Source organism: Corynebacterium occultum (assembly GCF_009734425.1).
GTDB lineage: Bacteria > Actinomycetota > Actinomycetes > Mycobacteriales > Mycobacteriaceae > Corynebacterium > Corynebacterium occultum.
In genome coordinates this window covers 985,277-1,009,464 of the sequence record NZ_CP046455.1, presented here as the reverse complement: position 1 = coordinate 1,009,464, position 24,188 = coordinate 985,277, and the positions used below count along the sequence as shown (strand labels likewise).

The 24,188-nt window shown below is 63.0% G+C and carries 25 protein-coding genes; 13 read left to right on the top strand and 12 right to left on the bottom strand.

Features of this window, described 5'->3' with window-relative positions:
- Positions 1 to 22 precede the first annotated feature (22 nt).
- Complete coding sequence (locus COCCU_RS04755; RefSeq protein ID WP_231598868.1) at positions 23 to 1,027, top strand: MsnO8 family LLM class oxidoreductase; 1,005 nt, start codon at positions 23 to 25, stop codon at positions 1,025 to 1,027.
- A 14-nt stretch (positions 1,028 to 1,041) separates the two neighbouring features.
- Positions 1,042 to 1,569, top strand: coding sequence for a DUF488 domain-containing protein (locus tag COCCU_RS04750; RefSeq protein ID WP_156230464.1), 528 nt, complete (start codon positions 1,042 to 1,044; stop codon positions 1,567 to 1,569).
- Positions 1,570 to 1,749: 180 nt separating this feature from the next.
- Here the strand turns inward: COCCU_RS04750 and COCCU_RS04745 are convergent, their stop codons facing one another.
- The 5 genes from COCCU_RS04745 to ychF all read right to left on the bottom strand — a co-directional run bounded on the left by COCCU_RS04745 (position 1,750) and on the right by ychF (position 5,292).
- Positions 1,750 to 2,436 (bottom strand): hypothetical protein, encoded by a 687-nt coding sequence (locus COCCU_RS04745; RefSeq protein WP_156230463.1) that lies wholly within the window; start codon positions 2,434 to 2,436, stop codon positions 1,750 to 1,752.
- Positions 2,433 to 2,873 carry a YtoQ family protein gene (locus tag COCCU_RS04740; RefSeq protein ID WP_156230462.1) on the bottom strand — a complete coding sequence of 147 codons (441 nt, stop codon included), beginning with the start codon at positions 2,871 to 2,873 and terminating at the stop codon, positions 2,433 to 2,435. Before COCCU_RS04740 ends, COCCU_RS04745 begins: the two co-directional genes overlap by 4 nt.
- Positions 2,874 to 3,596: 723 nt before the next feature.
- Positions 3,597 to 3,917 (bottom strand): HigA family addiction module antitoxin, encoded by a 321-nt coding sequence (locus COCCU_RS04735; RefSeq protein WP_156230461.1) that lies wholly within the window; start codon positions 3,915 to 3,917, stop codon positions 3,597 to 3,599.
- A complete protein-coding gene (locus COCCU_RS04730) occupies positions 3,892 to 4,173 on the bottom strand; it encodes a type II toxin-antitoxin system RelE/ParE family toxin (protein ID WP_156230460.1) in 282 nt (93 codons plus the stop codon). Before COCCU_RS04730 ends, COCCU_RS04735 begins: the two co-directional genes overlap by 26 nt.
- Positions 4,174 to 4,206: 33 nt before the next feature.
- Entirely contained in the window at positions 4,207 to 5,292 is a 1,086-nt protein-coding gene (gene ychF, locus COCCU_RS04725; RefSeq protein WP_156230459.1) for a redox-regulated ATPase YchF, read from the bottom strand.
- A 173-nt stretch (positions 5,293 to 5,465) separates the two neighbouring features.
- Here ychF and COCCU_RS04720 point away from each other — a divergent pair, with 173 nt between their 5' ends.
- Genes COCCU_RS04720 through COCCU_RS04710 form a run of 3 tightly spaced genes read left to right on the top strand, consistent with a single transcriptional unit; the run spans position 5,466 to position 8,734 of the window.
- Complete coding sequence (locus COCCU_RS04720; RefSeq protein WP_156232586.1) at positions 5,466 to 6,887, top strand: AI-2E family transporter; 1,422 nt, start codon at positions 5,466 to 5,468, stop codon at positions 6,885 to 6,887.
- Positions 6,888 to 6,911: 24 nt separating this feature from the next.
- The gene (locus tag COCCU_RS04715) at positions 6,912 to 8,009 is read left to right on the top strand and encodes a DNA recombination protein RmuC (protein ID WP_156230458.1); all 1,098 of its coding nucleotides are present in this window, start codon (positions 6,912 to 6,914) and stop codon (positions 8,007 to 8,009) included.
- A 56-nt stretch (positions 8,010 to 8,065) separates the two neighbouring features.
- On the top strand, positions 8,066 to 8,734 hold the full coding sequence (locus tag COCCU_RS04710) for a DUF6542 domain-containing protein (protein ID WP_156230457.1): 669 nt from the start codon (positions 8,066 to 8,068) through the stop codon (positions 8,732 to 8,734).
- A 65-nt stretch (positions 8,735 to 8,799) separates the two neighbouring features.
- On the opposite strand, the gene COCCU_RS04705 is transcribed toward COCCU_RS04710, so the two are convergent.
- On the bottom strand, positions 8,800 to 9,768 hold the full coding sequence (locus COCCU_RS04705; RefSeq protein ID WP_156230456.1) for a 4-hydroxy-3-methylbut-2-enyl diphosphate reductase: 969 nt from the start codon (positions 9,766 to 9,768) through the stop codon (positions 8,800 to 8,802).
- Between the two features lie 85 nt (positions 9,769 to 9,853).
- Here COCCU_RS04705 and xseA point away from each other — a divergent pair, with 85 nt between their 5' ends.
- Genes xseA through COCCU_RS04690 form a run of 3 tightly spaced genes read left to right on the top strand, consistent with a single transcriptional unit; the run spans position 9,854 to position 12,851 of the window.
- Positions 9,854 to 11,095, top strand: a complete 1,242-nt coding sequence (gene xseA, locus COCCU_RS04700; RefSeq protein WP_231598867.1) for an exodeoxyribonuclease VII large subunit — start codon at positions 9,854 to 9,856, stop codon at positions 11,093 to 11,095.
- Between the two features lie 46 nt (positions 11,096 to 11,141).
- Positions 11,142 to 11,402, top strand: a complete 261-nt coding sequence (locus COCCU_RS04695; RefSeq protein WP_156230454.1) for an exodeoxyribonuclease VII small subunit — start codon at positions 11,142 to 11,144, stop codon at positions 11,400 to 11,402.
- Positions 11,403 to 11,447: 45 nt separating this feature from the next.
- Positions 11,448 to 12,851 (top strand): L-lactate permease, encoded by a 1,404-nt coding sequence (locus COCCU_RS04690; RefSeq protein ID WP_156230453.1) that lies wholly within the window; start codon positions 11,448 to 11,450, stop codon positions 12,849 to 12,851.
- A gap of 19 nt (positions 12,852 to 12,870) precedes the next feature.
- On the opposite strand, the gene COCCU_RS04685 is transcribed toward COCCU_RS04690, so the two are convergent.
- On the bottom strand, positions 12,871 to 13,440 hold the full coding sequence (locus COCCU_RS04685) for a DUF4245 domain-containing protein (protein WP_156230452.1): 570 nt from the start codon (positions 13,438 to 13,440) through the stop codon (positions 12,871 to 12,873).
- Between the two features lie 232 nt (positions 13,441 to 13,672).
- Between COCCU_RS04685 and glpX the strand changes: the two genes are divergently transcribed.
- Together glpX and COCCU_RS04675 are read left to right on the top strand one after the other, a co-directional pair.
- Positions 13,673 to 14,686 (top strand): class II fructose-bisphosphatase, encoded by a 1,014-nt coding sequence (gene glpX, locus COCCU_RS04680; protein ID WP_156230451.1) that lies wholly within the window; start codon positions 13,673 to 13,675, stop codon positions 14,684 to 14,686.
- Positions 14,687 to 15,018: 332 nt separating this feature from the next.
- Entirely contained in the window at positions 15,019 to 16,422 is a 1,404-nt protein-coding gene (locus COCCU_RS04675) for a class II fumarate hydratase (protein ID WP_156230450.1), read from the top strand.
- A 73-nt stretch (positions 16,423 to 16,495) separates the two neighbouring features.
- On the opposite strand, the gene COCCU_RS04670 is transcribed toward COCCU_RS04675, so the two are convergent.
- Positions 16,496 to 17,491 carry a hypothetical protein gene (locus COCCU_RS04670; protein WP_156230449.1) on the bottom strand — a complete coding sequence of 332 codons (996 nt, stop codon included), beginning with the start codon at positions 17,489 to 17,491 and terminating at the stop codon, positions 16,496 to 16,498.
- A 212-nt stretch (positions 17,492 to 17,703) separates the two neighbouring features.
- Between COCCU_RS04670 and COCCU_RS04665 the strand changes: the two genes are divergently transcribed.
- Together COCCU_RS04665 and COCCU_RS04660 are read left to right on the top strand one after the other, a co-directional pair.
- The gene (locus COCCU_RS04665) at positions 17,704 to 18,360 is read left to right on the top strand and encodes a TetR family transcriptional regulator (RefSeq protein WP_197088437.1); all 657 of its coding nucleotides are present in this window, start codon (positions 17,704 to 17,706) and stop codon (positions 18,358 to 18,360) included.
- On the top strand, positions 18,357 to 19,961 hold the full coding sequence (locus COCCU_RS04660) for an MDR family MFS transporter (RefSeq protein ID WP_231598866.1): 1,605 nt from the start codon (positions 18,357 to 18,359) through the stop codon (positions 19,959 to 19,961). Before COCCU_RS04665 ends, COCCU_RS04660 begins: the two co-directional genes overlap by 4 nt.
- 88 nt (positions 19,962 to 20,049) lie before the next feature.
- Here the strand turns inward: COCCU_RS04660 and COCCU_RS04655 are convergent, their stop codons facing one another.
- From COCCU_RS04655 to COCCU_RS04640, 4 genes are all read right to left on the bottom strand, one after another.
- Positions 20,050 to 20,583 carry a GNAT family N-acetyltransferase gene (locus COCCU_RS04655; protein ID WP_407924154.1) on the bottom strand — a complete coding sequence of 178 codons (534 nt, stop codon included), beginning with the start codon at positions 20,581 to 20,583 and terminating at the stop codon, positions 20,050 to 20,052.
- 56 nt (positions 20,584 to 20,639) lie between these two features.
- On the bottom strand, positions 20,640 to 22,013 hold the full coding sequence (locus COCCU_RS04650; RefSeq protein WP_156230446.1) for a PhoH family protein: 1,374 nt from the start codon (positions 22,011 to 22,013) through the stop codon (positions 20,640 to 20,642).
- 225 nt (positions 22,014 to 22,238) lie between these two features.
- Entirely contained in the window at positions 22,239 to 22,835 is a 597-nt protein-coding gene (locus tag COCCU_RS04645) for an LGFP repeat-containing protein (RefSeq protein ID WP_156230445.1), read from the bottom strand.
- A gap of 122 nt (positions 22,836 to 22,957) precedes the next feature.
- Entirely contained in the window at positions 22,958 to 23,671 is a 714-nt protein-coding gene (locus COCCU_RS04640; RefSeq protein WP_231598865.1) for a LysR substrate-binding domain-containing protein, read from the bottom strand.
- Between the two features lie 63 nt (positions 23,672 to 23,734).
- Between COCCU_RS04640 and COCCU_RS04635 the strand changes: the two genes are divergently transcribed.
- Positions 23,735 to 24,094, top strand: a complete 360-nt coding sequence (locus tag COCCU_RS04635) for a DUF5997 family protein (RefSeq protein ID WP_156232582.1) — start codon at positions 23,735 to 23,737, stop codon at positions 24,092 to 24,094.
- The last annotated feature ends 94 nt before the right edge of the window (positions 24,095 to 24,188 follow it).

Below are 24,188 nucleotides of genomic sequence, written 5' to 3'. Positions count from 1 at the left end.
GCGGCTAAGGTTGGGTCATTGATTGTCGGTTACCGGGAAGGACGTTGTGGTGCAGGTTTCGCTGGTTGAACTGGCCCCGGTGCGCGCCAGCGGCACCAAACACGAAGCCCTGGCTGCCGCGGTGTCGGCCGCCACGGAGGCAGAGGGGTTCGGCTACCACCGGATCTGGTACGCCGAGCACAATCACACCCCCGCCTTTGCCTCCCAGGATCCGGCCACGTTGATCGCGCTCGCGGCAGCCCGGACCAACCGGATCCGGGTCGGTTCCGGCGCGGTACTGCTCAACCATTACCGCCCGTTTCACGTTGCCGAACGCTTCCAACAACTGGAGGCGCTGACACCCGGGCGGATCGATCTCGGCCTGGGCAGGGCCACCGCCGGGCCGCTGGTCCACCCCGGACACAGTTCCGTCTCCTTCGCAGACCAGCTCCGCGAGTTGCTCGCCCACCAGCACCGCGGCTTTCCCGGGAACCATCCTTTCGCCACCGTGGACATCACCGCCGGGATCGGTGGGGTGCCCCAGGTCTGGGTGTTGGGTTCCTCCGGGAAAAGTGCCGGCCTGGCCGGTGAGCTCAGACTGGGTTATGTTTTCGCCGGGTTCATCAATCCCACCGCAGCCGTAGACAGTCTACGTGCCTACCGGGAGAGCTTCGCTGGGGCAGGTCAGCACCGCGGGATGTTGGCGTTGAATATTGTGGCGGCCGATGACATGGTAAGCGCGCACCGGTTGACCTGGCCAGCCCGGGCACTCAAACAGTTGCGGCTGACAGGTGATGAGATATTCGTGCCCACCCTGGCGCAGGCGGCAAAACTACTCTCCCCGGTGGCTAAACAACAACCCAGCCACTTCGACGGCAGCACCATCCCGGCCCAGTTATCCGGCACCGTTGAATCGCTCCGGGAGCAGCTGTCCCGGATTGTGGAGTTGACCGGAGCCACCGAGATCATGGTGCAGGACATGCTGGTGGATGGAGCGGAACGTAGCCGGTCGCGGGAATTGATCGCTGCTGCGGTCACAGGGATCTGACAGAAAGTAGGACCATGACCATCTTCACCATCGGGCACTCCACCCGGACACTCGCGGAGTTCACGGAACTGCTTGCCGCGGCAGCGGTTCGAGAGCTGGTGGATGTCCGTAAGCTCCCCGGTTCCCGGAGATACCCCCACTTCAACGATGATGTTCTGGCCCGGGAACTGCCGGAATCCGGAATTTCATACCGTCGGGTGGAGGCCTTGACCGGGCGTAGGCCGGTGAGCCGGACAGTAGATTTCAAGGTCAACGGGTTCTGGGAGAACCGGAGCTTTCACAACTACGCTGATCACGCGCTCTCCGAGGAATTCAAAACAGCTCTTCGCCAGCTTATCGACGCCGCGCAGGGCTCCCCGACCGCAATCATGTGCTCCGAGGCGGTCTGGTGGCGCTGCCACCGGCGCATCATCGTCGATCATCTCCTGGCCGCCGGCCAGGATGTCCGTCACATCATGGGCCCGGGAAATACCACCGCAGCCACACTCACCGCAGGTGCCGTGATCGATGACCAGGGGCAGGTCACCTACCCAGGCGTGTAGAAAGTGGAACCCACCGGGCAAGGGTACCGTCAGCGGACATTTTCAGTGGCAGTCGGATTAGGCGGTGATGCGGAGCTGTTTGAGCACTCAGCTCCAACGCCCCCCTAATGAATCGACTCAGAAGTTAAATTTGAAGTCCGCCATGTTTCGTCGATAGGCGAGGTCACCGGGAAGGTTCTTTCAAGTCGCAGGGAAATATTCTGGGTTAACCCAGGCAGCCATTCCCAGGTCCACCGAACGCAGATCCTCCACACTCGTCGGAAGATACTTATCGGGAACTGGAGCCTGCCAGCGAATCTCTTCCGGGTCTGCCCCCTCGATCTTAGGTACCAGGTTCTCGCCGTAGAACCACAGGTCGCTGAGTACACTCACTTCCTGCATCTCGATATCAGCCACCCGCCAAGACCACCGGGAAGGGTCGTCCTCATAGCAATAACCCAGGTATCCATCCTGGGCTCCCGCCACAACGTGAAGCACGAAGTGGATGAACGAACCATCATCCCAGGCAGCGACAACACTGTAGGTAGGAAGCTTTCGAATGCCGTCTTCGATAAATGAGCTCTCATCTCGACGCCAACCAAGTCCCTGGTCCAGGGCACGCACGAAATTGTCCATATCCAGCCGGGGACCATCTGGATCAGCTGAGGCCCGGGCCCGCTGGAGTCGTTCCTCGATCTGGCGCACCGTGATTGCTGCAGCCTGCTCAGAAATATCTTTCTTAAGATCCCGGACCTGTTCAATCGCCGTGTCTATTTCGGCCAACTCTTTAGCGGAAGCTGAACGACGGCGCACCAGAAGTTCATATAAGGAGCGTTCGACAGCGGTTGCCTCGGATGCGAGCATCGCGAGGATTTCGGAGTCACTCACGCTTTGAGTACGTACTTGAGGGTCTCCACCACCTGGTCGGTTGTCGTGCACCAGGCCTGAGCTTCGGCGTCAACTTCCTTGAGGGCATGGACGATTTCCGCATCATGCAGGGTCACATAGGATTTGCCCAGCGCGGCGCAGTAGCCAGCATCGAAGGCAGCGTTCCACTGCTTGTATTTGTCACCGAAACGCACCACCACCAGGTCACTCTGCTCGATCAGGGTGCGCGTGCGGATCGCGTTGACCTTGGCGGACTGGTGATCACGCCAGAACTGGCTATCGGTCTCGCCCAGATGGTCGCCGGCGGCGTCACTCGCAGGGTGGTCCGTTACTGGAGCGGTGAACACCACATCCAACCCGGCGGCCTCGGCGCCTCGCTGGATTTCATCCCGCCAATCGGTGTGGATTTCGCCGGAAAGATAAACTGAGAAACTCATGGCTCAAAACTCCTGTATCGGGGTGTAGACGAAATCGTTCTGCTTCCTCGTCTAGCCAGCCTAATCCTTTTAAAGATACTTTTTAAGGAATTGAACCAGGATCCGGCATCTGGAGCGGTACAACTGACCGGCACGACCCGTCAATCCAGCCACACCGCCAGGAGCGTTTCCTACGCGAAAGTCAGGACTTTCATCCCGTCATCGTGCCTGACACGGAGGCTGTGTCAAACCGGGTTTACACGTTGAACTCCACCGCGTGCCGACATACCGTCGCCGGCCCCGAGAATGATCTCACCGAGTCGCGCGCCGAAGCTGGCACACAGCACGTGAGCCTGCTCCAGCGGTATCTATTGACACGCCCACCGCTGCAGAGCCCCTCCGTCGGATGGCAGCTCCTCCCCTGCGCGCCACCGTACCGCCAGATTGTCACCACGTGGCGCGAGCTGAAAGAAGTGGCGCTCATGCAGTTCCGGCTTGAAAGGCCACATATCGTACTGCTCGACACCCAGTGCGCGGGACGATACGGACGTCGACCCCGGCCTCCTCCCACACCTCGCGGGACCACCGCAGCCGCGGGCTGCTCGTCTGGCTCGATGGTCTCTGCCGGAACCTGGACGCCGGTGACCTCGGGGGGGAAGTCGTCATGCGTGAACACCAACAACCGACCGTTGCTGACGACGTAGCCGACGACCTTCTGCACCCGCCGGCGCTCTGGACCGACGCTCAGGCGACCTTGAGCGGGGTGATTGCGGCGACCTTGTCACCCAGCGCCCGGCGTTCCAGCCGCAGTTCGTAGTTGGACTGGAGATTCATCCAGAGTTCCTCGGACGTCCCGAAGTACCGCGCCAGACGGATCGCCGTATCGGCAGTGATTCCGCGCTTGCCGTGCACGATCTCGTTGATCCGCCGCGGCGGTACACCGATCGACACTGCAAGCTTGTTCTGCGTGATCCCGAATCCCTCGATGAAGTCCTCCATCAGGATCTCTCCCGGGTGGACCGGCTCGATCAGGTCGACCTCAGTGGTAGTCGACGATTTCGACATCTTCCGCACCTCCATCTCTCCAGACGAAGCAGACACGCCACTGGGAGTTCACCCAGATGCTGCGCTGCCCACGACGGTCGCCGACGAGTTGCTCCAAACGGCTACCCGGCGGAATCCGGAGGTCCTCGACATCCTTCGCCGCATGGATCAGCTCGAGCTTCCGCAAGGCCGCCCGCTGCACCGTCCGATCGATGCGCTTGACGTACTGCTCATGCCAGATGCGCTCGGTGTCCTTGCTGCCGAACGATCTGATCACCGCAACAGCATATAACGGAATCCGTCATTAACGCTAGACGTTAAACTTAAACTCCACCACGTCACCGTCCACCATGACGTATTCCTTACCCTCCTGGCGGACCTTGCCCTTGGCGCGGGCCTCAGCGACGGAGCCGCACTCATCAAGATCCTCGAAGGAGATGATCTCGGCCTTGATGAAACCACGCTCGAAGTCGGTGTGAATCACGCCGGCAGCCTGCGGGGCGGTATCGCCCTTGTGGATGGTCCAGGCGCGGGTTTCCTTGGGACCAGCGGTGAGGTAGGTCTGCAGGCCGAGGGTCTCAAAACCGGCACGGGCCAGGGAGTGCAGTCCCGGTTCGGTCTGGCCGACGGATTCCAGCAGCTCGGCGGCTTCTTCATCCTCGAGTTCAAGCAACTCGGTCTCGGTCTGGGCATCGAGGAAAACGCAGTCCGCGGGAGCGACCAGCGCGCGGAGCTCATCCTTCTTCGCCTCGTCAGTCAGCACCTCTTCATCGGAGTTGAAGACATAGAGGAAGGGCTTGGCGGTCATCAGGTGCAGATCGCGCAGCAGTGCCAGGTCGATCTCGCCGTTCTTGGCCGCGGAGAAGAGGGTGCGGTCATCCTCGAGGATGCTCTGGGCCTTCTTGGTGGCCTCCACGGTCTCCGCCAGGGACTTGTCCTTGCGGGCTTCCTTCTCCAGGCGGGGCAGGGCCTTTTCCACGGTCTGCAGGTCAGCCAGGATCAGCTCAAGGTTGATCACGGCGATATCGGTGGTCGGGTCGACCTGTCCCTCAACGTGGATGACGTTTTCATCGGAGAAGGCGCGGACCACCTGGCAGATGGCATCGGCGTCGCGGATATTCGCGAGGAAGGCATTACCCATGCCCTCACCCTCGGAGGCACCCTTGACGATGCCGGCGATGTCGACGAAGGACACCGTGGCGGGCAGGATGCGCTCTGATCCGTAGATCTCAGCCAGACGCTTGAGTCGCTCATCAGGCAGCTCGACGAGGCCGATATTCGGTTCGATCGTCGCGAAGGGGTAGTTCGCGGCGAGAACGTCGTTCCGGGTCAGGGCATTGAACAGGGTGGACTTGCCCACATTGGGCAGACCGACGATTCCAAGAGTTAGGCTCACGAGACCTGATCCTATCAACATGATCAAATCACCGGTTCGCGGTGGTGCGGCAGTGCCCTGGGTCCGAGGTATCAGGCAATATAGAAGATGTGAGTGAACAGGATGATCAAGCAGCCGACGGCAACCCGGATGTCAGCGGCCCCGGCGGTGTCGACACCGCCGGAGATGCTTCGATGTCGGATGCCCAGCCAGATAAGCCCGCCGAGCCCCTGGAAAGGTCCGTCCCGCCGGATGAGCTGGATGAATCAGGTCAGTTCTCCGACCTGGATTCCGAGGATTCCGGTGGCTACCGGGACCAGATCGACCGCTCCCGGGTTTTCGATGAGGGACTGAAGATCCTCGCCGGCTGGTGCGTACGCCTGCTGGTCGTGGCGGTGGCAGGTTATGCCATCTGGTTCCTGCTCAAGCAGTTCTGGGCAGGTGTCCTGCCGATCGTGCTGGCGTTGCTGCTGTGCACCGTGCTGGCACCCCCGACCGCCTGGCTGCGTCGCCACCGCTGGCCCAGTTCCCTGGCCGCCCTGACCGTGATGCTCGGCACCCTGTCCGCGGTGGTGTGTCTGTTCATGGTGATCGCCCCGGACGTCGCAAGGCAGTCCACCACCCTTTATTACCAGGCTTTTGACGGTATCCAACGGCTCCGCCTCTGGCTGCAGGGACCACCGTTGAACCTGGACTCGGAGGATCTGGATGATGCGGTGAACCAGGCGGCGAGCTGGCTACAGGACCAGGCCGGCGCGATCGCCGGCGGCATCTTCAGTGGTTTCTCCGCCGCCACCTCGGTGATCGTCACCCTCGCCATCGTCATTGTCCTGGTGTTCTTCTTCCTCAAGGACGGCCACCGCTTCCTGCCCTGGTTACGCCGCGCCACCGGCCGTCGGGTGGGCCGCCACGGCACCGAGCTTCTCACCCGCGCCTGGAACACCCTGGGTGGGTTCATCCGCGCCCAGGCCGCGGTCTCGTTTGTCGACGCCGTGCTGATCGGCATCGGACTCACCCTGATCGGTGTGCCCATGGCACTGGCGCTGGCCGTGATCACCTTCATCGCTGGTTTCATCCCCTATATCGGTGCGATCACCGCGGGTGCCCTCTCGGTGCTGATCGCCCTGGTCTCCCTGGGTTTCACCGAGGCGATCCTGGCACTGGCATTGATCCTGGCGGTCCAGCAGATCGAGGGCAATATCCTCTCCCCCATCCTGCAGTCCAAGGCCATGGATCTGCACCCCGTGATCGTGCTGATCTCGGTGACCGTCGGCGGTGGCCTCTTCGGCATCATCGGTGCCTTCCTGGCGGTGCCTGTCGCCGCAATGATCGCGGTGGCGTTGCGCTATGTCCAGGACATGGCGATGCTTCGTTCCGGTGAGCGCAAGACCAGTGACATCAAGTTCGCCACTAATGCCGGTATCTGGACCGGCCGCTACACCGAGGAAGCCGGTAAACGGATGCGCGCAAAGCGGGAGGACCCACCGGTGGTGGTGCCCGATCAGCGGCTGGCTCCGGTCACCGTCACCGGGGAAGACACCACAACCCTGCTGACCCGACTCAATGAGGCAACCAGCACACTCACACGTTTGTTCGGACGCGAGCAGCACAAGTAGCAACACCCATGAGAAACTTGTCCCATGGGCATTGTCTATCTCACTCTGGGTCTGGTGGTCGGGGCCATCATCGGCTGGTTGGCCAGGGGAAACCTCGCCGCACAGGAGCAGTCCGCCGACCCGGTGAAACTGCAGCGTGCCAGCAACGAGCACATCCAACGCAGTCTGGAACGCAGCCTTGACCCCCTCAGTCAGAACGTGGCGGAGCTGAGCGAACAGGTTCGCGAATTGGAGCAGGAGCGCAATAACGCCTACACCTCCCTGGCCACCCAGATCCAGAGCATCACCCGCTCTTCCGCCCGACTCAATGAAAGATCTGAAGACCTGGTCAGCGCACTACGCTCCCCACAGATCCGGGGCCGTTGGGGAGTGGTTCAGCTGGAGCGGGTCGTCGAACTCGGCGGCATGGTCCGCCACTGTGACTTCTCCTCCCCCACCCAGGTCCGGTTGGACGGCCTGCTGCGGCACCCCGACCTGGTGGTCCATCTTGCCGGGCAACGCCAGATCATCGTCGACGCCCAGGCCCCCTTCGATTCCTATCTGGCGGCGATGGATGCCCTGGACCCGGAACAGCAGGCAGCACAGCTGCGTCGGCACGCCCACCGACTGCGTAACCACATCACGAAGCTGGCAGACCTGGAGCAGATTGATGCCGAAGAAAACACCCTTGAGTTCGTGGTGGCTTTCATCCCGGCGGACCCCTTCCTGGATGCCGCGCTCAGCGTGGATCCGGAAATACTGGAGTTCGCCTTCGAACGCAATATTGTCCTGGCAACCCCCAGCACCCTTTTTGCCCTGTTGCGCACGGTGGCCCTGGGCTGGCGACAGGAGGAGATCGGTGACCGCGCCAGGGAGGTCAACCGGCTCGGCACGAAGCTGCACTCCCGGCTGAATTCCCTGACCGACGACTTCAATGAGGTGGGAAGAACTCTGGAGCAGGCGGTTGAGGCCTATAACTCCACCCTCGATGCCCTGGACACCAAGGTGATGCCCACGGCCCGCCAGCTTTCGGAACTGCAGCTCCCGGCCCGCGCCAGAACTCATCTCACCCCGCTGCAACCCGCCCGGCCGCGACCCCGTCACTCCCGGGAAGATCCTGCCGGGGAGAACCCCACCTCCTAGTCCCCGGGGGTTGGGAGTATTCGTCCCTTAGCGGTGAGCGGCTAGAATGACTACCCGTGTCGAATCTGCCCCCCAAAACCAGGAAAACCCGCCGCCGGAACACCCGCCCCGCAGCGGCAAGTTTCACGGGTCTACCCACCTGGTCGGGCGTCGGAATCATCTTCGCCGCACTGGTCACCGGCCTCCTGGTCAGCGTCGCCATGGGAGGACTGGGGGTGACCTACCTGCTCTGTTTCACGGTGGCCGGCATCGCGGTGGCTCTCTTCGTGGAGTTGCGTGGCCTTTTCCTGAGTGTGGCGGTGCTCCCCCTCCTCTTCGGGATACTGACCCCGGTGGCGGCCTGGTTCGTCGCGCAGACGATGGCCACCGCTGCCACCGGTTTCTCCACCACCGCGATCGTCACCGCCATCTACCCGCTGGCTCAATTCTTCCCGGTACTGATTGTCATCACTGTGGGGGCGGCGGTGATTGCCCTGCTGCGACTGTGGTTGCACCAGCGGCGGGAACAGGAACGGGAGGTTGTCGCCCGGGAGGTGCGGCGTCGTGAAGCGGATGCAGACCGCGCCAACCGGGCCACCGCCTACCGGGCCCGGCAGACCAGTACCCGGACCCCACGTCGCTCCCGCACCGAGCGCGGTGAGGACCGGGTCACGGTGGAGGAGCTGCTTCGCCGCAACCAGCCCCGCGAGAACCGCTCCATCCGGGATGACCTCTACGAGAGCTGAGCCCAGCAGAAAACCCCGCCTCCATCTCGGAGGCGGGGTTTTTCAGCTACGCAGGCCGAACTGTATTAGAGCGTCTTGGTGGTGGAGCGCGCGGGGCGCAGCTCACGCGGGAGAGAGAACACAATCTTCTCGCTGGCCGTGGTCACTTCCTCGACCTTGCCGTAACCGCGCTCAGCCAGGAACTCCAGCACACCGCGGACCAGGATCTCCGGAACCGAGGCACCGGAGGAAAGTCCGACGGTCTCGACACCTTCCAGCCACTTCTCATCGATCTGATTGGCGAAGTCCACCAGATGGGAGGCCTTGGCACCGTATTGCAACGCCACCTCCACCATCCGCTTGGAGTTGGAGGAGTTCTGGGAACCGACCACGAGGAAGAGATCAGCATCCGGGGCGATCGCCTTAACCGCAACCTGACGGTTCTGGGTGGCGTAGCAGATGTCATCAGAGGGCGGATCCTGCAGGTGCGGGAAACGCTCCTTCAGCTTCACCACGATCTGCATGGTCTCATCCACGGAGAGGGTGGTCTGGGAAAGCCAGACCAGCTTCTCATTCTGGAGAAATTCGGGGAGCGTGTCCACACCCTCAAGCCCGTCCACCAGGTGGGTGACCTCAGGAGCCTCACCGGAGGTTCCCTCCACCTCCTCATGGCCCTCATGTCCGACCAGCAGAATGTGGTAGCCGTCCCGGTCAAAGCGCTTGGCCTCATTGTGGACCTTGGTCACCAGGGGGCAGGTGGCATCCAGGGTCTGCAGGTTCAGGGCCTTGGCCTGCTCACGGACCTCCGGGCTGATGCCGTGGGCGGAGAACACCAGATGGGAACCCTCCGGCACCTCATCGGTCTCCTCCACGAAGATGGCACCCCGTTCAGCGAGGGAATCCACGACATAACGGTTATGGACGATTTCCTTACGGACGTAGACCGGCGCCCCATAGGTCTCGAGCGCCTTTTCGACAGTTTCAACCGCACGGTCAACTCCGGCGCAATACCCACGAGGGGCCGCCAGGAGGACCTTCTTCTCAGCAGAGCTCATAATGCCAGAGTATCCAAGGTCTGATCAAAAGCCTAGAATGGGCGAGGCACATCTCCAGCAGCGAACATCGAGAGGTGGAACACCCTTGTCCGATTCCCCCAGCACCCCGGATGCCCCGTGGCCGGTCCGCGAGGTAAATTCTAAGGTCAAGGGGTGGATCGAAAGACTCGGCCACCTCTGGGTCGAAGGCCAGCTCACGCAGGTGAACATGAAGCCCAACTGGAAGCTGAGTTACCTCACACTCCGTGACACGGAGGCCGAGGCCAGCGTCCAGATCACCTGCCCCACCCAGCTGATCCGCAACTCCCCCACCCCCCTGCGCGATGGTGACCGCGTCGTCGTCTACGGCAAACCTGCCTTCTACGCAGGGCGTGGTTCCTTCTCCCTCTGGGTCACCGAGATCCGCCCGGTGGGCATCGGTGAACTGCTGGCCCGGATCGAGATGCTGCGTAAATCCCTGGCGGCGGAAGGTCTCTTCGATCCCTCCCGCAAGAAGAAGCTGCCCTACCTGCCGCAGCGCGTCGGTCTGATCACCGGCCGTGGTTCCGCCGCGGAACGCGATGTCATCGAGGTGGCCAAGGACCGCTGGCCGGAGGTGCAGTTCGAGGTCCGCAACACCGCGGTACAGGGCGCCACGGCCGTCCCGCAGATCCTCCAGGCGCTACAGGAGCTGGACGACGACCCACGCGTTGATGTCATCATCATCGCCCGCGGTGGTGGCTCAGTCGAAGATCTGCTGCCTTTCTCGGAGGAGGCGCTGCAGCGTGCCGTCGCCGCCGCACGGACCCCGGTGGTCTCCGCCATCGGTCATGAGCCGGACACCCCGATCCTGGACAATGTGGCGGACCTCCGGGCCGCCACCCCCACCGATGCCGCCAAACGGGTGGTGCCGGATGTGGCGGAGGAACGTGCCCTGATCGCGGAGGCCCGTTCCCGGGCGGCTGCGGCGCTACGCGGTTGGGTGCAACGCGAGCAGCAGGGTCTGGCCTCGGTCCGCTCCCGTCCGGTCATGGCTGATCCGATGACCCCGATCCACCGCCGCCGCGAGGAACTGGGACAGGTACTTGCCATGGTCCGACGCGATATGACCCACCTGCTTTCCCGGGAGCAGGCTCAGGTGGCCGCACTACGTGCCCAGGTGTCCTCCCTGGGGCCGGCTGCCACCCTGTCCCGGGGTTATTCCGTGGTGCAGGTGCTTCCCCGTAATGGTTCGGAGCCGGAGGTGGTGACCACCATCGAGCAGTCCCCGCCCGGCAGCCAGCTGCGGATCCGGGTGGCCGATGGTTCGATCACCGCAGCCGCCATGTCCACCACCCCGGCCAATTGATTCACCTCCACCAACTTCTTCCTTTTTGAAAGCGAGCATCCTCAAGATGACCCAGCCCAATTCCTTCGGTACCGGTCAGGCCGGCGAGAATATCTTCACCCCGGTCGAGCAGTTGAATTATGAACAGGCCCGGGATGAGCTGATCGAGATCGTCAAGATCCTCGAACTCGGCCAGATGGGCCTGGATGAGTCCCTGAAATACTGGGAGCGGGGCGAGTCCCTGGCCCGGCGTTGTGAGGAACACCTGGCCAACGCCTCCAAGCGGGTGGAGGAAGCACTCGGCACGGACAACTCAAACCCGGAATAGGGCGCTTCCCCGGCTGGCCGGGCGGGGGCTGGCTAGCATGGGGCAGTGAACCTTTTCCTTGCCCTGCTGCCCCTGCTCCTGGTGATCGGGGTGCTCCTGGCACGCCAATCCACCTTGCGTTCAGCGCTCCTGGGTCTGGGTTCGGCCGTGTTGATCGGGGTCCTGTGGTTTGGCCTGGGTTGGCGGGAAAGCCTCTCCGCCACCGGACAATGGTGGCCCTTGGTGCTGGAGGTGATGCTGATCGTCGGTGGTGGCATCGCCTTCGCGGAGGCGGGGCGACGCACCGGCGATCAGGCTGAGCTCTCCGGTTGGTTGCGCGCCCGGTTAGGTACCGGCGTGACCCCCGCGCTGGCCGTGGTGCACGGGGTGACGCCACTGGCGGAATCGCTGACCGGTTTCGGAGTGGGTGTGGCCATTGCGGTACCCCTGCTGCTCGGTCTGGGTTATAGCGGACGCCAGGCTGCACCCCTGGGGTTGCTGGGGTTGTGCGCGATTCCCTGGGGAGCCATGGGCCCCGGCACCCTGATCGCCGCCCAGATGGCTGAGGTCGGTTTTGATGACTTCGGCGTGATGTGCGCGGTGTTGAGCCTGCCGGTGTTCATCGGGGCCGGTATCGCCGCGGTGTTCCTCATCGCCGAACCCGGACAGCGTGCCCGGGGCATGGGGCTGGCGATCGCCTCCGGGCTGCTGCTCTGGGTCGGGGTGCTGGGGGCCAACCTGCTCTTCGGCACCGCCACCGCCGGTGCGCTCGGTGCCGCCTTCACCCTCGCGGTGCATCTGCTGCTGCACCGCTTCCGGGGGATGTCGATGCAGGCCCCGGCCCGTGTCTGGCAGGCACTGGCACCCTATGGGGTGTTGCTCGGCGGAGTGTTGTTGCTCAAGGTCCTGCTGCGCCTGAGCTCCCTGGAGGACACCCCCTGGAAATACCTGGGTTCCCCGGCTTTCTGGCTGGCAGTGGCGGTGTTGTTCACCCTGCGTACCACCCGGAATGAGCTGCGCCCCACCCTCAGACATGCCACCCGGACCTGGTCCCATGTGGGGCCTGCCACCGGGCTCTTCATTGTGCTGGGGGTGGTGATGAGTGTTTCCGGGATGTCCGGTCAGATCGCCAACGGACTCGCCGAACTCGGGGGCCTCTACCTGTTCCTGGTTCCGGTGATCGGCGGGGCCGGTGGTTTCCTCACCGGATCCAATAGTGGTGCCAACGCCATGTTTGCCGGGCCACAGGCCCAGGCCGCGAATGTGCTGGGTGTCTCCGCATTGCCGGTGGTCGCAGCCCAGAATGTCTCCGCTTCCCTGCTGACCCTGGCGTCCCCGTCCCGCATCGAACTGGCGGTCCGGCTCTGCCCGGATCAACCGGAACGGCAGCCGGTTTTCCGGCTGGCGCTTCAGGTGTGTGTCGCGCTGATCGTGATCTTGTCCCTGCTGACCGTACTGCTGGCCACCTGAATCGCAGTCGTGAATCCGCTTATTCGCTGGGCAGCGGTTCGGCCTCGATGGCCACATCCAGGAGGGTGCTGAACTCTTCATCAGTGCCGGCACCGGTCAGCAGGATGCGGACCTCATCCAGGTCCACCACCCAGAGGTCACGGACATCACTTTCCTCGGAGGAGTAACGCTGGACCTCCTCGCCGGCGATCTCCCGAGTTTCTTCCAGGGTGCGGGGATCAGGGTCGATGCCGCGGACGGCATCATCAAGTTCTTCCCCGGTCTGCGTCAACTGCAGGTAGCCACCTTCGGTGGTCACCCAGCCGATGGTGACGGCCGGGGTGTCATCGACCATGCTGCGACGGGCTGAGTTGGTGACCCAACCTTCCGGGGTCTCCGGCATCCGCACCGGGAAGTTCATTGTCCGGGCCTCCAGGGAGGCGAAGGTCACCGCATCGACCTCCTGCACGGGGCCCTGCTTCGGGGCTCCCGGGTTCCAGCTGCACATGCCGGTGAAACCGACCATGAGAAACATCACGAGGACAATCACACCGACGGAAAGGACCATGTCCTTGCCGCCCTGGAAAATCTTGGGTTTTTCATCAGCCACGCCAAACAGTATGTCATGCCCCAGCTAGCGGGAAGAATCCCCGCTCTGGGCGGGCCCCGGAACGTGATGCGTCCGACATGTCCCCTCTTTCGGGTGGAGAACACCCCAAAAACGGAAGCAGAAGATGGAAGAATGAAGCAACGTAGGTGCAGACAGGTTGGCTGAGCCCAACCCTTCCCACCCTCTTTATATCGCCTAGGCGAACCCATCTTCTTCAGGAGGCCGTACACACATGAACGCACAACCCACCGAAAGCCTGGACCGTAACCTCGCAATGGAGCTGGTCCGAGTGACCGAGGCCGCAGCCCTGGCTTCCGGACGTTGGGTCGGCCGCGGCATGAAGAACGAGGGCGACGGTGCCGCCGTCGACGCCATGCGTCAGCTGATCAACTCCGTGAACATGCGCGGCGTGGTCGTCATCGGTGAAGGCGAGAAGGACGAGGCCCCGATGCTGTACAACGGTGAAGAGGTCGGCACCGGCAACGGCCCCGAGGTCGATATCGCCGTGGACCCGGTTGATGGCACCACCCTGATGGCGGAGGGTCGCCCCAACGCCATCTCCGTGATCGCCGCCGCCGAGCGTGGCTCCATGTACGACCCCTCCGCCGTCTTCTACATGAAGAAGTTGGCCGTCGGCCCCGAGGCTGCCGGCAAGGTCGACATCGCCGCCCCGGTGGACCACAACATCAACGCCGTGGCCAAGGCCAAGGGTGTCGCCGCCTCGGATGTGACCGTGGTGGTTCTGGACCGTCCCCGTCACAAGGATCTGATCGCCGATATCCGTCGCGCCGGTGCCAAGGTCCGTCTGATCTCCGATGGAGACGTCGCCGGTGCCATCGCCGCCGCGCAGGACTCCAACTCCATCGACATCATGCTGGGCACCGGTGGCACCCCGGAGGGCATCATCACCGCCTGCGCCATGAAGGCCATGGGCGGCGAGATCCAGGGCATCCTGGCACCGCGTGATGAGGCGGAAGCCCGCCAGGCGGTGGAGGCAGGTCACGAACTCAACCGCGTGCTGCACACCAATGACCTGGTCAGGTCCGACAACTGCTTCTTCGCCGCCACCGGCGTCACCAACGGTGACATGCTCCGTGGTGTGAGCTACCGCGCCAACGGTGCGACCACCCGCTCCTTGGTCATGCGTTCGAAGTCCGGCACCGTCCGCCACGTCGAGTCCGTTCACAAGCTGGCCAAGCTGCAGGAGTACTCCGTCATCGACTACTCCGCGGCACCGGGCATCTAAGCCACATCCCGGCACCCCTTAAACCAGGCAGGTCCTTGACCTGCCTGGTTTTTTGCTGCCGAACCCCCGGGGGCCTGGGAGGGAGTGGAGGGGGCGTCGATAAGCACATTTTTCTGCGGGATAATCCCTGCGGGACACGTCGATGACGATGAGGTGGTCCCCGGCGACTCTGGAGAAAGGCCGGGCGTACAATCCTGGGTGTCCGGCACACCCCTCAGGCGGGGTTTTCCACCCACCGGGCCAAAATATTAGGCATACTTGCAAGTATGCGGTGCGCGGGGGCTGGAAGCGCCCCGCACCGAGTCATCATCTAACAGACAGAGAGTGATTTCATGACCGAGCAGGAATTCCGCATCGAACACGACACCATGGGCGAGGTCAAGGTTCCCGCCCAGGCACTGTGGCGGGCCCAGACCCAGCGTGCGGTGGAAAACTTCCCGATTTCCGATCGCCCGCTGGAGTCCGCCCAGATCCGTGCCATGGGTCTGCTGAAGGCGGCCTGCGCCACCGTCAACATGGAGCGTGGACTGCTGCCCGAGGAGCAGGGGCAGGCCATCATCGCCGCTGCGAAGGAGATCGCGGAGGGCACCCACGACGCTGAGTTCCCGATCGACGTGTTCCAGACCGGTTCCGGCACTTCCTCCAACATGAACACCAACGAGGTCATCGCCTCCATCGCCAAGCGCAATGGCGTTGAGGTTCACCCCAACGACCACGTCAACATGGGTCAGTCCTCCAATGACACCTTCCCGACCGCCACCCACGTGGCCACCACCGAGGCAGCCGTCAAGGATCTGATCCCGGCACTGAAGCAGCTGCACACCTCCCTGGACAACAAGTCCAAGGAGTGGAAGTCCGTGGTCAAGTCCGGCCGCACCCACCTGATGGATGCTGTCCCGGTCACCCTGGGCCAGGAGTTCTCCGGTTACGCCCGCCAGATCGAGCTGGGCATCCATCGCGTCGAGGCCACCCTGTCCCGCGTCGGTGAGCTGCCGATCGGTGGCACCGCGGTGGGCACCGGCCTGAACACCCCGGCTGACTTTGGTGCGAAGGTCACCGAAGAGCTGAAGAAGCTGACCGGTCTCGAGCAGCTTTCCGAGGCTGGCAACCACTTCGAGGCACAGGCCAACCGCGATGCCCTGGTCGAGATCTCCGGCGCACTGCGCACCATCGCAGTCTCCTTCTACAAGATCGCCAACGACATCCGCCTGATGGGCTCCGGCCCGCTGACCGGCCTGGGCGAGCTGCGTCTTCCGGATCTGCAGCCGGGTTCCTCCATCATGCCGGGCAAGGTCAACCCGGTGCTGTGTGAGACCGCCACCCAGGTCTCCGCCCAGGTCATCGGCAATGACGCCGCCGTCGCCTTCGGTGGTTCCCAGGGCCAGTTCGAGCTCAACGTGTTCATCCCCGTGATGGCCCGCAACGTACTCGAGTCCATCAAGCTGCTGGCCAACACCTCCCGCGTCTTCGCTGAGCGTCTGGTCGACGGGCTGGAGGCCAACGAAGAGCACATGAAGCTGCAGGCTGAGTCCTCCCCCTCCATCGTGACCCCGCTGAACTCCGCGATCGGCTACGAGAACGCCGCCAAAGTCGCCAAGACCGCGCTGGCTGAGGGCAAGACCATCCGTCAGACCGTGATCGACCTCGGCTTCGTCGATGGCGAGAAGCTGACCGAGGAAGAGCTGGACAAGCGTCTGGACGTCCTCGCGATGGCCAACACGGACCGCGACAAGTAAAAAACCGCGCCTCTTAAACCCGGTCTCCCTACGAGGGAGGCCGGGTTTTTCTCTGCTTATCGACGGGCCGCGGTTAAAGATCCCCGCTCTCATCACTTAACCCCAGCTGGTGGGTCAGGTGTGGGTTCGGCATGATCTTCAGCTCCCGGGCCTGCTGATCTATCTCGGAGATGGTCTCCAGTCCCCCGGCATAGGTGAGATGGAGCGAAGGTGAGATGGGATGAGCCCGCTCCAGGGCGAAACGGGCGGCGACCATGGCCAGACGATGCAGTCCCTCCAGCAGATCCGTGCCGGTGGACACCTCGCGGGCCAACAGCAGGTGTCGGTTGGGGACCGCGAAGATCACCCCGTTGGACTGGTCCAGGCCGGGGGCCCGCTGCCGGAGGAAATCCTCCAGATAGATCGCGGCACTGCCCAGATAGAAGCTGTCCGACTCGAAGGACCAGAAGTGTGCACCCGGCGCGTTCTCGGTGCCGGGGTGATGCACCACCTCCACTGCCGCGTGCTGTAGTTCACTGCGCAGATTGGCTCCGGCGGCGCGTTGCAGGCTGGGGATGTCGTCGAAGTCTTCGGCCCGGCCCAGGGCGACGGTCTGGATGGTGTGTTCGGTGTCCAGCACCAGGGTGATCGCGATGTCCCGGGCGAAGGGGGCGATGGTGGCGGAGTCGATGATGTCTTTTTCCGACTCGCTCAGTCCGGCGGTGGCGGTGAGTTTGAGTCGCAGGCCGGCGTAGATCTCCGGGTCCCGCATGGTGTCGGTGCCGTCTTCGGTCATGATGGCCTGGACAAAGGCTTCAGCGTGCCGGGAGACTGAGTAGGGGTTTTCATTTCCGGCCAGCGCCCGCACCAGGTTCTCGAAGTTGACCCTGATCCGCCCCTTGGTTGGGTGGGTGATCACTCCGGAGGTGCCTTCGAAGTGGATGGCGGCGCCATGCCCGGCGAAGTGCTGTCGCAGTTCCTTGCGCAGTTCCAATCCCTTTTCCGGGCTGAGTCCGGGCACCAGTGTCTTCGCTGCTGGCTCCGGGGGCGTCGGATTCGGCTTCCTGGCGCGGAACTTCCTGAAGAACATCTCTGCCTCCCTGTCGTACCTCCCGGGAAATGATGGTCCCGGGGTTGAGGTGGGCGGCGTGCGCCCTCTCTGGTGACGTTAGCACCGCTGGGTGCCCATCGACACTGAAGTACCCCAAAATCTATGAGCCACTTCACAAACTATCAGGACCCAGACTTATTGCACGCTGTGTAAAATTGCACCGAGTGCAAAACGTAGGTAGAGTGTCGCAGGTGAACGAGACCGAAGAACTTCCACTCCGTGAGGCCAAGCGCCGGGCGACCCGCGCCGCCATCGAAGAACACGCCACCACCATGGTGGCTGAGCGCGGCTTCGACCATGTCACCGTGGAGGATATCTGCGCTCAGGTCGGGATCTCCAAAAGAACCTTCTTCAACTATGTTGATTCCAAGGAAACCGCCGTCTTCGGCGATCCGCCCCGCCTCCCCACCGCGGAGGAAAAAGCGAGTTTCCTCGGTAGCCGACAGCCCCACCTCTTGAATGCGGTCCTGGAACTCTGCTCCGCAACGGCGCTTTCCACTCAACTCCTGGAAAGCCCCCGGGCAACAGAGATCCTGCGTCGCCGTAAAGAGATCCGGCACCGCAACCCGGAGCTGATTCTCCAGCGCCACTCCAGTTTCCATGAGATCCACCTGGCGCTCAAGGCTCTGCTGCAGGAGTACTACGAGATCCACCCGGATGCCCTGATCACCGGTTCCAGCCTGGAACAGGAGGCCAACACCCTGGTCTCGATCGCCTCATCTTCCCTGCAACTGGGCTACATGAGCTGGCTCAACGGCAATGACAACTCCCCCATCGCCCTCAACCTGGCTTGCACCCAGGCCCTGAGTGACATCACCACCCTGATCGAAGGACAACCCAAAGAATGAGCACAACCTCTGTTCCCGCCGCTGGCGAGGTGGAACGTGACCCGAAGTCCAAACGGACACTGCACCTGATCATCGCCGCCCTGATGCTCACCATGCTGATGAGCTCCCTGGGCCAGATGATCTTCTCCACCGCACTGCCGACCATCGTCGGTGAGCTCGGTGGTGTCAACCACATGTCCTGGGTCATCACCGCCTTCCTGCTCGGCATGACCATCGCCCTGCCGATCTTCGGCAAGCTCGGCGACCAGATCGGCCGCAAAGAGCTCTTCATCGCTGCCATCATCATGTTCATCGTGGGTTCCGTACTCGGTGCCCTCGCCCCGAACATGGGTATGCTGATCGCCGCCCGCGCCATCCAGGGTGTGGCCGGCGGTGCCATCCAGATCACCTCACAGGCCATCACCGCTGAGGTGACCACCCCGCGGGAGCGCGGCAAATACATGGGCATCATGGGCTCCGTCTTCGGTGTCTCCTCGGTGGCTGGCCCCGTCCTGGGAGGTTGGTTCACCGATGGCCCCGGTTGGCGCTGGGGTCTGTGGTTCAACGTCCCGCTGGGCCTGATCGCCATCATCGCCATCGCCCTGCTGCTGAAGCTGCCGCAGCGGGAACGCAAGTTCCAGGCTGACTGGATGGGCACCATGACCATGGCACTGTCCACCGCCTCCCTCGTGCTCTTTGTCACCTGGGGTGGCAATGAGTACGAATGGGGCGACCCGTTGATCCTCGGTCTGATTGCCGCTTTCGTGGTCTTCGCGGTGCTCTTCGTCCTGATCGAACTCAAGGCCAAGGACCCGATCATCCCGATGACCCTGTTCAAGAACCGCAACTTCGTGCTCACCACCCTGGTGGGCCTGGGCATCGGCGTGTTCATGTTCGGCGCGCTGGCCTACCTGCCGACCTACCTGCAGATGGTTTATGGGATGAGCCCGACCGCTGCCGGCCTGATGATGATCCCGATGATGATCGGCCTGATGGGCACCTCCATCGCGGTCGGTAACCTGATCTCCCGCTCCGGCAAGTACAAGTGGTACCCGATGGTGGGCATGGTCATCACCGGCATCGGCCTGATCCTGCTGAGCCTGCAGACCACCGAAACCTCCCTGGTCACCGTCGGACTCTACTTCTTCATCTTCGGTTTCGGCCTGGGCTGTGCCATGCAGGTCATCGTCCTCATCGTGCAGACCTCCTTCCCGCTGTCCATGGTCGGCACCGCAACCGGTGCCAACAACTTCTTCCGGCAGGTGGGTGGCACCCTCGGCTCCGCCCTCGTCGGTGGCATGTTCATCAGTAACCTGAGCAGCAAGTTGCCGGAGAACCTGGAGCCCGCACTGGCCTCCATGGGTCCCGATGCCGCCCCCTATGTGGAGCAGTTCTCCTCCGCCGAAGGTTCCAACAGCCTCACCCCGGCACTGATCGAGACTCTCCCGGAGGTGCTGCAGAACGCCATCCAGGTCGCCTACAACGACTCGCTGACCCCGGTGTTCCTGCTGCTGTGCCCGCTGGCCTTCATCGCCGCCGCTCTGCTGCTGGGCATCAAGGAAGGCAAGCTGAGCGACAAGATCGAATCCCTCAGCTCACCTGAGCCGGAAGTGGCCAAGTAAGTATCCCGCCTCTGGCATTCCAAAAGCTCCGGCCCCACACCGATATCGGTGTGGGGCCGGAGCTTTTCTCTGATGGTGTTGTTTCTGGCTAGACCTCGACATCTGGCTTGGGCAGGAGCTTCTCCCAGATGGCGGTGTCCCGCCACTGTCCCTTCAGCTCGCCGTAGGGCATCTTCGCCAGGTGGCGCAAGGTGCCCACCTTCTCGAAGCCACGGGACTCGTGCAGTTTCACCGAGCCCTCATTCTCCGGGAAGATCCAGGAGTGGATGCCCCACTTACCCAGCTGCTGGCACTCCTCGATCAGACGGTCCAGGAGAGCTCCGGCGATACCACGGCCGGAGGCACCCTTACGGATATAGATGGAATCCTCGACCACACCGTAGAACACCTCCCGGTGGGAAATAGGCGCAGCCGAGACCCAGCCGAGCACCTTCTCCTCATCATCAGCCTCGACAGCGACGAATACCGTTCCCTCGATCTTGCGACCATTGAACTCATCCCAGGTCGGGGCATGACGTTCATAGGTCGCGTGTCCGGTTTCCAGTCCCTGCACATAGATTTCCTGCACCTGAAGATAATCTTCGGGGCGGATCGGGCGGATCTTGAAAGTTGCTTCTGCCATGAGTTCCATTGTCCCTTCGATACCGCAGTCTCGCCATTGCTGGGGGGAAAATGTGATCAGCGCGATTCCAGCAGATCGGTCACCAGCTCCGCAATCGCGGAACGTTCTGAACGCTGCAGTGTGATGTGCGCGAAGAGTTCATGACCCTTCAGCGTCTCAATGACCGCCTGGACCCCATCGTGGCGCCCCACCCGGAGGTTATCGCGCTGGGCGACATCATGGGTGAGCACCACCCGGCTGCCTCGCCCCAACCGGGAAAGCACGGTCAGCAGCACATTCCGTTCCAGGGACTGAGCCTCATCGACGATGACGAAGGAGTCGTGCAGGCTGCGGCCACGGATATGGGTCAACGGGAGAACCTCGATCAGATCCCGGGCCTGGATCTCCTCCATGACGTTATCGGAGACCAACCCATCCAGGGTGTCGAAGACCGCCTGCGCCCAGGGGTTCATCTTCTCCAGCTCATTACCGGGCAGGTAACCCAGGTTCTGGCCACCGACCGCATAGAGGGGGCGGAAAACCACGATCCGCTTATGCTCCTGACGCTCCAACACCGCCTCCAGACCGGCACACAGTGCCAGGGCGGATTTGCCGGTACCTGCCCGACCACCGATGGAGACAATGCCCACCGACTCATCCAGCAGCAGATCCAGGGCGATGCGCTGCTCCGCGGAACGACCCTGCAGACCGAAGGCCTGCTGATCACCGCGCACCAGCTGCAGCGTGCCCCGGGCGCTCACCCGTGCCAGGGCGGACTGGGTGCCGGTGAGCAGGGTGACCCCACAGTGCACCGGCAGGTCCTCCACCGCCTCCCCCTCCGGTGTCCGGATGTCATCAATCTCAACCTCCCCATCCTTGAAGAGGGTGTCCACGGTGACAGAGTCGGTGTGTGCGGTGACCATGCCGCTATAACCGGTCAGGACCACATCCTCAGCGTGGTATTCATCGGCGGCCAGCCCCACGGCACCGGCCTTGACACGCAACGGGATGTCCTTGGTCACCAGAACCACATCATTGCCCTCAGCCTGCAGGTTCAGGGCACAGGTCAGGATGCGGACATCTCCCTCAGTGCCGCGGAAAGCAGCTGGCAGCAGGGACTGGTCCTGATGGTTGAGCTCGACCCGCAGATAGCCGCCCTCCGGTGAGACCGGGACGGGGATGTCGAGCCGTTTGTGGGTGGCACGTAGTTCCTCAAGCAGGCGCAGCGCCTGTCGGGCGAACCAGCCGAGCTCCGGGTGATGGCGCTTGCCCTCCAGCTCAGTCACCACCACCAGCGGCAGCACCACATTGTGCTCCGCAAACTTGCGCAACGACCAGGGGTCGGAGAGCAGGACTGAGGTGTCGACGACATAGGTGCGGATCGTGGTGTCCGGGGAGGTGTACTCTCCACGATGATCGAGCGCAGCGGTATCGGTGCTTCGGTTGAACATTCGGTTCAGCTCCCTCCGCGGTCTGTCGGGTACCCGACAGACCGCGGCATGCAACGGCTGGAATCGGAGCCACGCCTGCCCGGGGCCGGTACCGACGCCCGGCGGACGCCACCGGGTGGGTAGCTCCAGGATTCAGGGAGATACTGCACTTTCATGGGGTCCACCCGATTGCCCACAGGCTAGCCACCACAGATGTAGCTGAGGTTAACCCTGGATGAATGCCCTTTAATTACTCTGGATATCGGCGACGAACTCACCGGAACCATCATCGGCCCAGGAGATGGTGCCGTTATTGAACTCCTGTGTCCAACCGTTGCCCTCGGCATTCGCCTCCTCGGGGGCAACGGGCACCCCCACATCGGAGTCCAGGCCACCCTCATCAATCCAGGTTTCGGCGATCATGCCGACCAGCGACTGGGCCCCACCTTCCACGGAATTAACCACATAACCCTCCTCGAAGCTCACCAGGGTCTGGCCCTCGGCCCCCTCCTCAACCTCGGTGGGCGCACCGAACCCAGCCTGCTCCGCCACGGGGAGCACCGCGGCGGGCACCTCGAGGGGCTCACCATCGGCGGACTCCACCTCCGTGGTCTCCCCCGGGGAGCCCTCTTCCCCTGGCTCGGTGGTCTCATCCGGGGAATCAGCCCCACCGGTGGCCTCGTCGATGGCGGAACCGGCCGCATCGGTGGCGGAGGAGAGAGCGTCACCGGCGGTCCCAGTGGCCTCCTCCGCATCCGAACAGGCCACCACGCTGAGGGAAAGGGTAAGTGCGGCCGCTCCAGCGAGGATGCGCCGACGCAGGGTTTTTCTTTCCAGAGACATTAGGGATGTCCTTCCATCAGGGGGTGTTGGAAAAGCTTTTCCCCATTGTCATGAGGAAAGACCCTTCCCGCCATGAGAAGACCTCATCGTTAAAGTTCCGGAATGAATCTGCAACCCATCTGTCACCTACCGCGTTTACGCCGGGAGCCCCCGAATCCTTTCCCGCCCCGGTTTCCGCCCCTCCCATCCGAGCTCTTCTTGGCGGGCTTTTCCGCAGTTCGGCGGGCCTGTTTGGTCAGGGTTTTTTCCCGTGCGCTGCGTTTGGGGGCAACCTGCCGGGAAGAGTTCACCGTCCTTCCCTTGGCGATCCCCACGAAATCCTGGATCGCATCAGAATCCGCATCCTGGTGCCACACCAGGGCGATCCTGGTCGCCGGCACAGACTCATCCTTCAGCTGGCGGGGCACCACCAGTTTCCGGCTCAGTACCTTCAGCAGGGGCTTGGGGGCGATGACCACACCGACATTGGCGGCCACGATCTGCAGTGCCTCACGCACCGCAGCCACATCCACCTCCCCATGATCGGGGATGCGGTAGTTCATGATCTGGCCCGCCAGGTCCGCCAGCTTCACCTCGCCCTCGATCAGGGTCAGTTCACTGTCCTTGGGCAGGGCGACACCTTTATCCTCCTGGTAGAGCTCCACCACATGGAATTTCTCCGCATCCAGCTGCTGGCTCGGCAGGCGCACCAGGGCGAGCTGGGCGCGGCCGTCGATAAGCGCGGCCAGGGAGTCCTCGGACTCAAAGGCCTCCAGACGGCCGTGGCGGGTGCGGTCCCGGAAGCGATCGAACCATTTTCCGGGTTCGGTGCCGGTGACGAAACTTAAGGTCAGCATGCTCTGAATGCTACCGTTGAGGGCGTGAACGAAGAATCTGCCCGCATCCCGTCCGGAACTGCGATGAAGCCGCAGACCGCGGCGAAGAAACTCGGCATCTACCTGCCGGCCACCCCAGAGGAGTTCCGCGATAACGCCGTAACCCACTCTGAGCTCAAGCAGCTCATCGAAAACCCGCCGGAATGGCTGGTCGAGCTGCGCCTCAATGGACCCCACCCCCGCCCCGTCGTGGCCCAGAAGCTCGGCATCACCATTGCCGCCCTCAAGCGCAATGAGATGGACCAGCCCCTGACCACCGCCGACATCAAGGAACTGCTGGAGAACCAGCCGGAGTGGCTGCGTGCCGCCCGCACCGCACTGGCCGAAGGTCGCGCCGAGCAGTCCGAGGAACAATCCGCAGAAACAGAGGAGACCACGGAGTAACCTCCCGCTCTCTTCTCACTTCCCCCGGGTTTCCACCAGGAACCGGGGGATTTTCCATTCCGGTACCCTGAGACATGGGTGGTCAAGACCCCCG

Coding starts and splice junctions, on each gene's coding strand:
- COCCU_RS04750 (WP_156230464.1), top strand. CDS start 1,042: ATGACCATCTTCACCATCGGGCACTCCACCCGGACACTCGCGGAGTTC.
- COCCU_RS04740 (WP_156230462.1), bottom strand. CDS start 2,873: ATGAGTTTCTCAGTTTATCTTTCCGGCGAAATCCACACCGATTGGCGG.
- COCCU_RS04735 (WP_156230461.1), bottom strand. CDS start 3,917: ATGTCGAAATCGTCGACTACCACTGAGGTCGACCTGATCGAGCCGGTC.
- COCCU_RS04720 (WP_156232586.1), top strand. CDS start 5,466: ATGTCGGATGCCCAGCCAGATAAGCCCGCCGAGCCCCTGGAAAGGTCC.
- COCCU_RS04715 (WP_156230458.1), top strand. CDS start 6,912: ATGGGCATTGTCTATCTCACTCTGGGTCTGGTGGTCGGGGCCATCATC.
- COCCU_RS04705 (WP_156230456.1), bottom strand. CDS start 9,768: ATGAGCTCTGCTGAGAAGAAGGTCCTCCTGGCGGCCCCTCGTGGGTAT.
- COCCU_RS04695 (WP_156230454.1), top strand. CDS start 11,142: ATGACCCAGCCCAATTCCTTCGGTACCGGTCAGGCCGGCGAGAATATC.
- glpX (WP_156230451.1), top strand. CDS start 13,673: ATGAACGCACAACCCACCGAAAGCCTGGACCGTAACCTCGCAATGGAG.
- COCCU_RS04675 (WP_156230450.1), top strand. CDS start 15,019: ATGACCGAGCAGGAATTCCGCATCGAACACGACACCATGGGCGAGGTC.
- COCCU_RS04670 (WP_156230449.1), bottom strand. CDS start 17,491: ATGTTCTTCAGGAAGTTCCGCGCCAGGAAGCCGAATCCGACGCCCCCG.
- COCCU_RS04660 (WP_231598866.1), top strand. CDS start 18,357: ATGAGCACAACCTCTGTTCCCGCCGCTGGCGAGGTGGAACGTGACCCG.
- COCCU_RS04655 (WP_407924154.1), bottom strand. CDS start 20,583: ATGGCAGAAGCAACTTTCAAGATCCGCCCGATCCGCCCCGAAGATTAT.
- COCCU_RS04650 (WP_156230446.1), bottom strand. CDS start 22,013: ATGTTCAACCGAAGCACCGATACCGCTGCGCTCGATCATCGTGGAGAG.
- COCCU_RS04645 (WP_156230445.1), bottom strand. CDS start 22,835: ATGTCTCTGGAAAGAAAAACCCTGCGTCGGCGCATCCTCGCTGGAGCG.
- COCCU_RS04640 (WP_231598865.1), bottom strand. CDS start 23,671: ATGCTGACCTTAAGTTTCGTCACCGGCACCGAACCCGGAAAATGGTTC.
- COCCU_RS04635 (WP_156232582.1), top strand. CDS start 23,735: ATGAAGCCGCAGACCGCGGCGAAGAAACTCGGCATCTACCTGCCGGCC.